10 protein-coding genes are annotated in these 12030 nt (G+C 45.3%); 7 read left to right on the forward strand and 3 right to left on the reverse strand.

The features are described from left to right. Nucleotides 1–117 precede the first annotated feature (117 nt). Together aroB and HMPREF9441_RS11185 are read left to right on the forward strand one after the other, a co-directional pair. Nucleotides 118–1179, forward strand: coding sequence for a 3-dehydroquinate synthase (gene aroB / locus HMPREF9441_RS11180; protein ID WP_008621201.1), 1062 nt, complete (start codon nucleotides 118–120; stop codon nucleotides 1177–1179). Between the two features lie 23 nt (nucleotides 1180–1202). Next, on the forward strand, nucleotides 1203–2228 hold the full coding sequence (locus HMPREF9441_RS11185) for a family 43 glycosylhydrolase (protein WP_008621203.1): 1026 nt from the start codon (nucleotides 1203–1205) through the stop codon (nucleotides 2226–2228). Here the strand turns inward: HMPREF9441_RS11185 and pgl are convergent. Genes pgl through gnd form a run of 3 tightly spaced genes read right to left on the reverse strand, consistent with a single transcriptional unit; the run spans nucleotide 2212 to nucleotide 5908 of the window. Beyond that, nucleotides 2212–2943 carry a 6-phosphogluconolactonase gene (gene pgl / locus HMPREF9441_RS11190; protein ID WP_008621205.1) on the reverse strand — a complete coding sequence of 244 codons (732 nt, stop codon included), beginning with the start codon at nucleotides 2941–2943 and terminating at the stop codon, nucleotides 2212–2214. The two genes, HMPREF9441_RS11185 and pgl, sit on opposite strands and share 17 nt — an antisense overlap. Continuing rightward, nucleotides 2940–4457: a glucose-6-phosphate dehydrogenase gene (gene zwf / locus HMPREF9441_RS11195; RefSeq protein ID WP_008621206.1), complete on the reverse strand. Its 1518-nt coding sequence runs from the start codon at nucleotides 4455–4457 to the stop codon at nucleotides 2940–2942. Before zwf ends, pgl begins: the two co-directional genes overlap by 4 nt. 14 nt (nucleotides 4458–4471) lie before the next feature. Further along, nucleotides 4472–5908 (reverse strand): decarboxylating NADP(+)-dependent phosphogluconate dehydrogenase, encoded by a 1437-nt coding sequence (gnd, locus tag HMPREF9441_RS11200; RefSeq protein WP_008621207.1) that lies wholly within the window; start codon nucleotides 5906–5908, stop codon nucleotides 4472–4474. A 406-nt stretch (nucleotides 5909–6314) separates the two neighbouring features. On the opposite strand from gnd, the gene HMPREF9441_RS11210 reads away from it, so the two are divergent. The 5 genes from HMPREF9441_RS11210 to HMPREF9441_RS11230 all read left to right on the forward strand — a co-directional run bounded on the left by HMPREF9441_RS11210 (nucleotide 6315) and on the right by HMPREF9441_RS11230 (nucleotide 11832). Then, nucleotides 6315–7727, forward strand: coding sequence for an O-antigen ligase family protein (locus HMPREF9441_RS11210; RefSeq protein WP_244949738.1), 1413 nt, complete (start codon nucleotides 6315–6317; stop codon nucleotides 7725–7727). Between the two features lie 153 nt (nucleotides 7728–7880). Beyond that, nucleotides 7881–8405, forward strand: a complete 525-nt coding sequence (locus HMPREF9441_RS11215; protein ID WP_253270814.1) for a bacteriocin fulvocin C-related protein — start codon at nucleotides 7881–7883, stop codon at nucleotides 8403–8405. Continuing rightward, nucleotides 8389–9444 carry a hypothetical protein gene (locus HMPREF9441_RS11220; protein WP_008621212.1) on the forward strand — a complete coding sequence of 352 codons (1056 nt, stop codon included), beginning with the start codon at nucleotides 8389–8391 and terminating at the stop codon, nucleotides 9442–9444. Before HMPREF9441_RS11215 ends, HMPREF9441_RS11220 begins: the two co-directional genes overlap by 17 nt. Next, nucleotides 9441–10901, forward strand: a complete 1461-nt coding sequence (locus tag HMPREF9441_RS11225; protein WP_008621213.1) for a hypothetical protein — start codon at nucleotides 9441–9443, stop codon at nucleotides 10899–10901. The genes HMPREF9441_RS11220 and HMPREF9441_RS11225 overlap by 4 nt, the downstream gene beginning before the upstream one ends. 283 nt (nucleotides 10902–11184) lie before the next feature. Next, the gene (locus HMPREF9441_RS11230; RefSeq protein ID WP_244949739.1) at nucleotides 11185–11832 is read left to right on the forward strand and encodes a hypothetical protein; all 648 of its coding nucleotides are present in this window, start codon (nucleotides 11185–11187) and stop codon (nucleotides 11830–11832) included. The last annotated feature ends 198 nt before the right edge of the window (nucleotides 11833–12030 follow it).

Consider the following 12030-nt stretch of genomic DNA (forward strand, 5'->3'; position numbering starts at 1 on the left):
TGTATTTATTACCTAACCACCTGCAAAATTAAATAATCCACAAGAAATAAAAGGCAAAATGGAACATTATCTTCCAAAAAACCTATCTTTGCAATCGAATTATCATGAACAAGCGCTATGCAAAAGCAGAAAATCATTATTTCACAAAATCTGAGGGAGAGTTTGGAACAAGCTATAATCCAACAACCTCATGACAAGTTATTTGTCCTGACGGATGAAACCACATACAAAAAGTGTTGGCCGGTTATCTCCGGTTTCCCGTCCATGCAACAGTCGGAACATATCGTCATCGGTGCCACAGACGAACATAAAAGCATAGAGACCCTTATTTCAGTGTGGACAGAATTAAGCCAAAAAGGCGGCACACGCCATTCCCTGTTGGTCAATTTAGGCGGTGGAATGGTAACCGATCTTGGAGGATTTGCTGCCTCCACCTTTAAAAGAGGCATTCCGTACATCAATATCCCTACCACTTTGCTGGCCATGGTGGATGCCGCTGTCGGCGGAAAAACAGGCATCAACTTCAACGGTTTGAAAAATGAAATAGGAGCTTTCACACCGGCCGCAAGCGTATTGTTGGATACAGAGTTTCTGAGAACACTGGACTATAAGAACATCTGTTCCGGATATGCGGAAATGCTGAAACACGGCCTTATCAGCACAGAAAAGCATTGGGCAGAATTGGTTTCATTCGACTTGGACGACATCGACTATCTCCGACTGCAAGAGATGGTAGCCCAAAGCGTAGCCATCAAGGAAAACATCGTCGCACAGGATCCGTATGAACAGGGTATCCGCAAGGCGCTGAACTTAGGACATACAGCCGGACATGCACTCGAAAGCCTGGCCTTGGCAGAAGAGCGTACCGTACTGCACGGTTACGCAGTAGCCTGGGGATTGGTATGCGAACTTTACCTGAGTTGCCTGAGAGAGGATTTCCCTAAAGACAAGCTACGCCAGACTACGGACTTTATCAAAAGGTACTACGGCGTGTTCCCTTTCGACTGCAAGGCATACGAAACGCTATACCAATTCATGACCCACGACAAAAAAAACACATCGGGAGAGGTCAACTTCACACTATTGGGCGGCATAGGAGATATCCGTATCAACCGTACAGCCGGAAAGGACGAAATCTTCAACATGTTGGACTTCTACCGTGAAACCATGGGTTGCTGACACATTTAATTTTTAATATAAACATGATGAAAAAAACATTAACCATTCTCGCCATTGCCGGTTTGCTGGGCATTCCGGCACATCTTTCGGCTCAAAGAGCCAAGACAGGCAATCCCGTACTCCCGGAATTTCATGCCGATCCTGAAATCCTGTACGCGAAACAGACTAAAAAGTATTACATCTATTCCACTACCGACGGAACTCCGGGATGGGGCGGATACTATTTCACGGTTTTCAGTTCCAAAGATTTGACCGACTGGCGCCACGAAGGTATCATGCTCGACTTGGGTACCGACCAAGTGAAGTGGTCCGACGGTAACGCCTGGGCACCGTGTATCATCGAAAAGAAAATAGACGGAAAATACAAATATTTCTTCTATTTCAGCGGCAACACACCCAACGGGAAAGCCATCGGAGTAGCTACCGCAGACCACCCTTGCGGACCGTTCACCGATGCCGGACATCCTATCGTAGACCGTCGGCCGGAAGGTCAGAAACACGGGCAGCAGATAGACGTGGATGTGTTTGAAGATCCCGTAAGCGGAAAAAGCTATCTTTATTGGGGCAACGGCTACATGGCCGGCGCAGAACTGAACGAAGACATGATGAGCATCAAACCGGAAACGGAAACACTCATGACCCCACAAGGCGGTACGCTGCAAGATTATGCCTTCCGCGAGGCTCCTTACGTGTTCTACCGCAAAGGCACTTACTATTTCTTGTGGAGCGTGGACGATACGGGTTCCCCCAACTACCACGTAGCCTACGGTACGGCCAAGTCTCCGCTCGGACCAATCGAGGTAGCCCAAAATCCGGTTATCCTCATCCAACGTCCCGAACAGGAAATCTATGGCCCGGCACATAACGCCGTCCTACAGATTCCCGGTAAAGACGAATGGTACATTGTGTATCACCGCATCAATAAGAATTACATCAAACACCAGCCGGGCGTACACCGCGAAGTATGTATCGACAAAATGGAATTCAATGAAGACGGTACCATCAAACCGGTCATTCCTACACACGAAGGAATCAAACGGGTGAAATGACCTGAATATCGGTAAACAATTCCGCATGAAGCGCGGATTGCCACACATAAGCAGCCGGATAACGGTTGCGCACGTCAGGGCAGGATAAAGACTGTATAACGCCGGCTTTATCCTGCCCTGTGACGTAAAACCATGTATGACGGGCACGGACCATGACTTCACCGGTCATAGCAATGCGACGTTGCCCGGTAACAGGATGAGTACTAAGCGCATAAGGAGCCAAAGTATGAAGCAGTTTCTCCTGCCCAGGAAAGACGGAAGAGGTATGCCCATCTGCTCCAATACCTAACAACACAAAATCAAACACGGGTATGCGCCCGTCCAATGGTAACTGCGACAACACCATCGAAGAATAGCGCAATACTTCTCTTTCCGCATCCTCTTGCTCTCCGCGTATCCGGAAAACCTGTTCCGAGGTTAATGGAACCTTATCCAACAAATGTATCTTAGCCAACCGGTAATTGCTGTCTTTATTCTCAGAAGAAACACAACGTTCATCCACCCAATACACTCGAAAACGATTCCAAGGCGTCAATTCAGCGAACTCCTCTACCCACACATCAAACAAGATAGCCGGTGTACTGCCTCCTGAGAAAGCGACATTGACCGTACCTCCTTCACCTCCTGCCCCAGAAGGTTGCCTAATGACGGCCAGCATATTCCGAAGCAACATTCTTGCCGCTTCACGGGCATTATCCGCTACATGTATGTTCATAGCTCACAATATAAATGAGTATTCGTCAAATTCTTACACGGATTGGTCCACGACGCTCCTTGACGAGCCACCAGGCTATCTGCCTCCAACGGCCCCCACGAGCCTGCCGGATAACCGTAAAGCGGGCATTCCGGCACATCCTGCCAATATTTCAGTATCGGATCGAAAAAACGCCATCCGCTTTCTACGGCATCGCTACGGATAAACAACGTAGGGTCGCCCGCAATACAATCCTCTATTAAGCGTGCATAAGCATCCTCCGTAGGCAGGCGACCTAATTCGGCATAACTGAAGTCCATATCCATCGGGAGTACCTCGAAGCCTTCACCCGGTTTTTTCATGCCGAGACGCAATACAATCCCTTCATTGGGTTGTATACGTATCACCAAACGATTGGGTAGCGGACAAGTACCTCCTTCGCAACGGAACAAGGAATAAGGTGCCGATTTGAAGTGTATCACAATCTCACTCACTTTTGTAGGCATCTGTTTACCCGTGCGGATATAAAAAGGTACGCCGCCCCAACGCCAGTTGTTCAGTTCCAACCGCATAGCCAAATAAGTTTCCGTTCGAGACAAGGCAGGCACTTGCTCTTCCTCTCTATATCCTTTACGCCCCTCTGAAGCCATATATTGCCCACGCACCACCGAATGACGGATGTCTTCTCCAGTCAATGGTGTCAAGGACTGGTAGACTTTCACCACCTCATTCCGGAATCCCGAAGCATCAAAAGCAGCAGGCGGCTCCATGGCTGTCACAGCCAACAACTGTGCCAAATGGTTCTGCACCATGTCGCGTAAGGTCCCTACTCCGTCATAGAAACCTCCCCGCGTCCCGATTCCCATATTCTCCACGGCCGTAATCTCTACGTAATCTATATAATTTCGATTCCATAAAGGCTCGAAGACACTGTTGGCAAAACGGAGAGCCAGTATATTCTGTACCGTCTCTTTCCCCAAAAAATGATCGATACGATAGATCTGTTCCTCCCGAAAGGCATCCAAATAAATACGGTTCAGTTCCAACGCCGACGACAAGTCATAACCGAAAGGTTTCTCCACGACGATACGCCTGAAACCATCGCCTTCCCGATTCAATCCCTCTGCCTTCAAATGGCGGGGAATCACGCCGTAAAGCAACGGTGGAGTAGCCAAGTAATACAAATAATTATGAGGATTATCTATTGTCCGGTCTATCTCCTCCAAGCGTGTCTTCAACTCCGCATAAGCTTCCGGCTCCGAAGGATCGGCTGAAAGATAATGCAAGCAGGACAAAAATGCTTGGATTGCTTTTTCGTCCACCTCGTCCGGCCGTACGAAAGAAAGCAACCCCTCACGTATAGATGTACGGAAACGGTCGTCATCATAAGACGTACGCGCCATCCCCAACACAGCAAAACGGCGGGGCAACCGTCCCGCTTTATATAATAGGTAAAGTGCCGGCATCAGTTTACGCCTTGTCAGGTCGCCCGACGCACCGAATATCACAAGAGTCAAAGCATCCGGTTTGTTCATATTCCCTCCTTATTTTATTGTAATGAAACCCATTCTTCATGATAAAACTTTCCCCTTTCACCATCCGTCCGCTCAAAAGTATGCGCACCGAAATAATCACGTTGTGCCTGAATCAAATTGGCAGGCAAAAAGTCCGTAGTCAAAGAATGGAAATAATTGAGCGCAGAGGCAAATGCCGGTACAGCCACCCCTTCACATACAGCCGTAGCCACCACTCTACGCCATGCAGGCAAAGCCTCCCTGACTTGCGTGGAGAAGGCTGGGAACAACATCAGATTCCCTCGTCCTCCCCCTGCCTCGTAAGCCCGGGCAAGTTCGTCCAAAAAAGCAGACCGAATAATACAGCCTCCCCGCCACATTCGGGCTATCATGGCCAAATCCAGATTCCACCCAAACTGTTCGGAAGCTCTCGACAGCAAATCAAACCCTTGAGCATAAGCCACTAACTTGGAGGCAAACAAAGTCTGTTCTACTTCATCAGCCGAGAATGAAGCATACGGTTCTTTCTCCAATCGGGAAGCATATACACGTGCCGCCTCCACACGCAGTTCCTTCTGTGTAGAGATATTACGTTGGAAAACAGCTTCCGCTATCAATCCGAACGATTCTCCCAGTTCGAGCGCGTTCTTCACCGACCATTGTCCCGTACCTTTCTGCCCTGCCACATCCAGAATACGATCCACCAAATACCCACCGTCAGCTTCTTTATAAGCCAATATGTCGGACGTTATTTCCACTAAATAACTTTTTAAACGGCCTTCGTTCCAGCGACCGAACAAACGACTCATCCGTTCATTGTCCATTCCACCGGCCCGTTTCAACAGGAAATAGGTTTCGGCAATCAGTTGCATGTCGCCGTACTCTATGCCGTTATGTACCATTTTAACAAAATGTCCGGCTCCGTCCGGCCCCATCCAGTCACAACAAGGGGTTCCGTCGGCTGCCTTTGCAGCCATATCCTGTAAAAGAGGGCGAATCAACGGCCAAGCCTCTTTCGCTCCGCCCGGCATGATGGAAGCCCCCCGAAGGGCACCCTCTGCCCCGCCGGAAACTCCAGCTCCAACAAACAGCAATCCACGAGCGCGGCAAGCAGCTACCCGTCGCCCAGTATCCATATAATCCGAATTACCTCCGTCTATCAGAACATCCCCCTCTGCCAGAAAAGGACTCACTTGGTCGATAAGTTCATCTACTGCATCACCCGCCCGCACCATCATCATAATAATTCTCGGTCGGTTCAAAGATGCCACAAACTCTGACAAGTCCGAAAAACCCAAAATTTGCTTTCCGGCGGCACGTCCTTCTACAAAACGCTCCGCAACACCTTCTTCCACGCCAGGCACAGTCCGGTTCCACACCGAGACCCTACGCCCGTTTCTTTCCATATTCAGCGCAAGGTTTTCTCCCATAACGCCCAGCCCAATCAAGCCTACATCCGACAACTGCTCCATAAGTTCTATCTTTTTATCGTTTATTCTTTTCCAAAGGTCAGAAAAGAAGCAGGTAAATCCAAATGTTTACGGAAATAATTCGTCTAACTTAACAACTTTATGGTTTTCATAAAATGCCAGTGCAAACTTTTTATTGTGTTATACATTTTCAATCATCTAATAAACAACGAATTGCGAATCTTCAGCCAGATAAAAATGCAAACTCAAATATTAGGTGCATTTGGCTTTATTTACTAAATTTGCTTCAAACATTAAAGCCATGAAGAGCAAGCTAACTGTTTTATACTTTTCCATTTGGCTGGGAAGCACTTTTTGGAGTGTCTCCGGCCAATTTATAGATGCGGAAACAGCTCCTAAATGGTATTTTGCCCTTTTTGGAGGGACATTTTTATGTTGGATGTACGGAATGAGCCACTTCAGAAGTATACCGACTACTAAAAAGCCCCATTTCACCGATATTTTCCTCTCCATTTCGCTTTGTGCCACAGCATTGGCTTTCCATGGCCTATTGCAATGGAGCGGACTTTGGACGCCACAGCCCATGTTTCCGGTATGCGGCAATTTCGACAACCCGGCCGGCATAGCTTCCGCACTGGCTTTTTCACTACCCTTCAGCCTCCACTATACCCAATCTCCCTGCACCCCCTTTCGTTACACCGCCCTCGCAAGTACCCTCTTCATTGCATGTGCCATCATCGCTTCCGAATCACGGGCAGGAATCCTTTCCATGGGATGTATTTTCCTTTTATATTTCCCGATGAAATGGCCTAAAATCGGCAAAGCCCTGACTTTCGGACTTGTGATGCTGTTCACCGCCTCTTCTGTGTTCCTTTATCATTATAAAAAAGATTCGGCGGACGGAAGGTTGCTTATCTGGCAGTGTACTTGGAATATGATAAAAGAGCGCCCGCTATACGGATACGGTTACGGCGGTTTTCAAGCAAACTATATGGACGAACAGGCACAGTTTTTCCGTACTCACCCCAACAGCCGTTATGCACAGTTGGCAGACGATGTGAAATCTCCTTTCAACGAGTATCTCGGGGTTTTGACCGAATTCGGATTTATCGGCGGTACGGCCATGCTTCTCTGTGCCGTCGTGCTTTTCCGTATGTGGCGGAAACATCCTGGGGGAAGTTCGCGACCGACTCTGCTCTGCCTGACAGCCATTGCCGTCTTTTCCCTGTTCTCTTACCCATTCCGCTATCCGCACACGTGGATACTGTGTATGGGTTCCGCCTTTGTTTTGGTACTTAACGGACACCCGGCATTACGACAGACAACGGGATGTCTTCCTTTCGTGGCAGCCCTCCTTCTCACAACGCTCTCTGTTTTCGCATTCAAACGTATGCGGGCAGAAATTCTATGGTGTGATACCGCTAACCGCTCCCTCTGCGGCATGACAAAAAAGATGTTGCCCGTCTACAAGGGACTTTACGATAAATTGGGAAACGAACCGCTGTTTTTATATAATTATGCCGCCGAACTGAACGTAGCCGGCCAGTATGAGGAGAGCCTGCGTATATGTAAGGTAAGCTCGGTACGGATGTCCGATTACTACACCCGGCTTCTTCTGGCAGACAACTGCAAACAGTTAAAACGCTATAAAGAAGCTGAACGCCATTTGCAGCAGGCCTCATACATGTGCCCCAACCGTTTCACTCCCCTTTATGAGCTTTACACCATATATGAAGCCCAAGGAGACACGGCATCTATGCACCGCACGGCAGAAGCCATCCTTCGGAAACCCATCAAAGTGGACTCCCCGGAAGTGCGACAAATCATCGCAAAAATGAAACGATTCAAACAGATTAATTAACTATTAAAAAAAACACTCATGAAAAAAGCATTTTTCATAACGATTATGTCAGCATTGCTGATTTGCAGTTGCCAAAAAGAGAACGAAGAGGTGTACAGTTGCAACAAACATTTGAACGAATGGGCGCACGAAAACTTGCAATCCATTCGTTCTATGGACCGTGACGCTTGGCTGAATTTGGATGAAGAGTACAAACGTCCAGCTTTCAACGCCCTCACTCCCGAACAAAAGTTACTCTTCTGGAAAGACAAACTGAAAGAAGTCATGACTTCTTTCGAATGGAGCGAACCGGAAAGACAACATCTCATGAAAATGTACCGATATTTGGAAGAACATCCGGACATTTATGAACCGGATTTTTTTGCAGATTCTATCCGAGAGGAAAACTTCGATAAGTTTATTGCAACTTGGACTGTTGATGCTATGATTGATTATGAATGGACTGAAGAGCTGCTCTATGGTATTTTATATACAGGAAACCGAATGACAGATAAAGAGGGTCATTTTCAGATTGTACATAAGAAAAGGGTTATGAGTAGAAAAGAAAGTGCCCCTGATGAGAACTGTAATTGTAATAAAGAAACAGAATATAAGAACTGTAGAGGGGAGGCGTGTACAGGAACGGAACGTGGATGCGGCCCCGCAAGTGCAAAACCGTGCGATGGAAAAAAACATTAAACAAAAGGCCGTTTATATATCGGCCTACATATTTTGCCTGATATGTCCCCCACTGATATTAAGTGGGGGCCTAGGCCATGGTATTACTCTTTGGAGAGATTGGTGGATATATCTACCGCTGTTTCTAATTGGGATTTTTGCATCATTTGGAAACAAGAAAATACGGAATCTGGCATTTGTGTTTCAAATGCCAATAACTATTAACGGTATATTTACTACCGTTTTTTCCCCTCTCCTTTATTTGGAACATACTTATTATGTGGTAATCACCACTGGCCTCTACTGTGCATTCTTTATTATATGGCATTCCTATTCTCTGACCATAGTTTCTGCATGGCAAATACTTGGAACCATATATCTCGGTATGTTGTTTATACAGGTCGCTCTGATGTTATACTTAGGAATGTACTGGAATGACTTTATAAATTCAATAGCAGGAAGTTTCTCTACAGACATTGTATATTCGATTGGGTTGTTGTTCACAACATTGTTTTGCCACATTAAAACTTATATATTGAAATGGGTGATACTATTTAACGGCCTCTGCATATACATATTTGTAGGTGGGTTCTATATAGATCCCTATGTATTTAACAAATTACAATATGGTACATTTACTGGAGAAACAAAAGAGAAGGCAGTCCTCATCCTGCCAGAGACGGACAAAGAAAAAGGATCCGAAACGAATATTCCCCAGGGATATCAGGTATGCATGATTGCTCATAGCCTTAACCCTTGGACAACCAAAATGTTTGAAGGTATTGCCTTACAATTCCATAACCATCCCGTCAGGTTTTTCATCTTGGGAGTGACCGACACGCCGACCGAAGCCGAGGTTCTCTCACGGGAACATAAGACCATGCATGTGACCGTACCCTTATACTTCATTAGCAGGGAAAAACTGAAGAAATCTCCGCTTAAAGCTAACGCATACGGAGACTATATTTGTATACTCAAGAATGACACATTAATATATAAAGGAGAAGCAGACCCGACAACCCGGGCAATCCGCTTCTTATCAAATGAATTACAACCATGAAGATTTATTTCAAAACATCCGCCATCATCATTTTATCCTTGCTCTTCACCAACTGCCGCAAGGAGTCTACCTCTTACCTGCAAAGAGCTTATGAAGAAGCTGTCAAACTCCATCAGGAAGGTAACCTGAACGATGCAGTCTTTTATTATCAGTTGACCGCCTTGAACTGCCAATACCACCCCGAAGACAGCCTGACTTATTGGTGGAAAGCCATGTGTGGACAAGGAGAAGTTTGGAGACAAAAGAACTTCTTGGACCGTGCCCAGACTGATTTTGAAACTGTCTTGCAAAATGCCCCTAAATACCGGCTTGACACGGCTGAATACATTGCAAGCCGCAAATTGACCCTTATCGCCTTGGAACGACAACACTATGACAAGGCTTATTCTTACGCCATGCGTGCCTGGAAAACGGCTGCAAAAAAGCAATTTCCCGAGACGATGACGGACGGACAGGAAAACGAAAGGATATTGGCAGGGTTCGCTTGTGCTTTGAATAACGGACAAGCCGTTTCGGATACGGTATTCGGACAAATGGAAAAACTGGCAGCAAGTCCGTCATTGGAACTACGGACTACTGCCCTTAAACTGCTTTCATTATATGAAATGCAGGGTTCCGGCAAGCGCAGCCATCTATCCCAGTATATTGAAAATGAAAACGAATACTGGAACCGTCGGTTTCAAAGTTTTACCGATGCCTCGGAAAGTGAGAAGAAACAACTAATTGCAGAAAGGGATGCCATTGCCGCTGAACAAAAAAATACGTTATTCATATCCCTGACCATCTTTACCTTGTTACTTGGAGGCAGTCTCTACGCCATGGCAGACCATCGTCGCAAGCATGAACTTGACCGTATCCGGCTCATCTTGAATCAAAAGGAACAAACCATCCACTTTTTGGAAACGAAACAAGAAAACTCTGAAAAGCTACTCTCACAGCTAAAAGAAAAAGAAAAAAGAATGGTTGAACTGGAACGACGTGCACAAAAACTGAACGAAATGCAGAGGTTATTAGGAGACAGAAAAGAAGATACGAAAAAAGTGACTCGACAATTAGAAGATTTAAACACTCTTAAAGACCAAATACAACAAAAAGAAAAAGAATGGGAAACTACCGAACAGCAACTTAGGAATCGTCTTTTATACCACATGGAAATCGGACGCAACCTACCCACAGCCGACAATCCGAACAAACCTACTCCCAAAGAATACACAAACTTAATCGCTACGGAGGAAAAGAAAATTTTATTCTTGAAAGAAATAGATTATTGTTTCAATAACTTTGCAAGCGGACTCAAAAAAATTACACCCAATTTAACTATGCATGATGTGGTTCATTGCTGCCTCTTCCGCTTAGGTATCCGTACGTCAGACATCGCTGCAATGTGCAGCCTGACTAATAGTACCATATCGTGTCGACGGAAACGCCTTGAAGCCAAAATGGAGGCTAAAACCTAAGTTTCAATACACGATGCAAATTATTTTTTGGATGAGAATTTTATAAATAACAAATATTCAGATATATATAAAATTTCCAATACCCTAAAATGCAAACTAAAATATTTGGATTTTACTCGACAACGTGCCTAACTTTGCCATGTAAGAATCAAAATTATGTCGAACATATCAAACAAAGTCCAATGGATTAAACGGAAACAAGGAGGATACGGCAATGAGATGTTACCGGCTTCAAAAGAGGAAAAGTAACAACGCTAATTTCAATTTCCTAAAAATTACCATCATGAAAAAAGTAAAAGTTTTCATTGCCATGATTGCCGTGGCACTGGGTGGACTTATCATTTGGAGTTGTACCCAAGACGAAATGGAAAACGGACAAGGCACCTACCGTTATTCAGCAGAAGAAATCGTCACGCTACGTGCTATGGCAGAAAAGTATGGAGTGCCGGAAGTTGTATTTGAAACAGAGTCGGGAATCCCACTTCCGACATTGGAAGAAATGGAAGAAACTTTTAAAAACTTCGGGCTGATAAAAGCTTCATTAACGGCTCAGTTGGAAGTAATAGACTCAACCTCCCACTCAATGGTCTTCAAAACAAAAAAAATCCCATTCAAACGATTATCTTCCATATCCGAAAGCATGAAGACAGAACGCGAAATCACATATGGAACTTTAATATGGAACATATCCTGGCAACAAAGTGTTTATAATGGAAGTTACCAATGTCCAGTCGTTAGTGCAACGGGAACAATAGAATTTTCTCCTGAAATGCAACGTCTTGGATATTTTACAAGCAACAATAGAAATTTTTGTTCTATACGTGGGACAGAGTTATACATAACATTTGAATGCCAAATAAACTACAGTCGTTCTCATTTTAACTTTGCATACTCAGACTGGGTGCATTCTGGATTTAGGCCATATCGGTAACAATACACATGAGGTTGCCTCAGAATCAGGCAACCTCATCAAACCAATTAGCTGTATATGAAACAAATTATCTTTATTTCCATTTTTATCTTTTGGAATTATCTTTGCTTTGGCGCAACTACATTCAATACAGATTCTTTACAACGTAGAATGTCACTCTTCGGAACGATGCTGCCGCAAGAAAAGGTATACGTGCAC

Source organism: Paraprevotella clara YIT 11840 (assembly GCF_000233955.1).
Lineage (GTDB): Bacteria > Bacteroidota > Bacteroidia > Bacteroidales > Bacteroidaceae > Paraprevotella > Paraprevotella clara.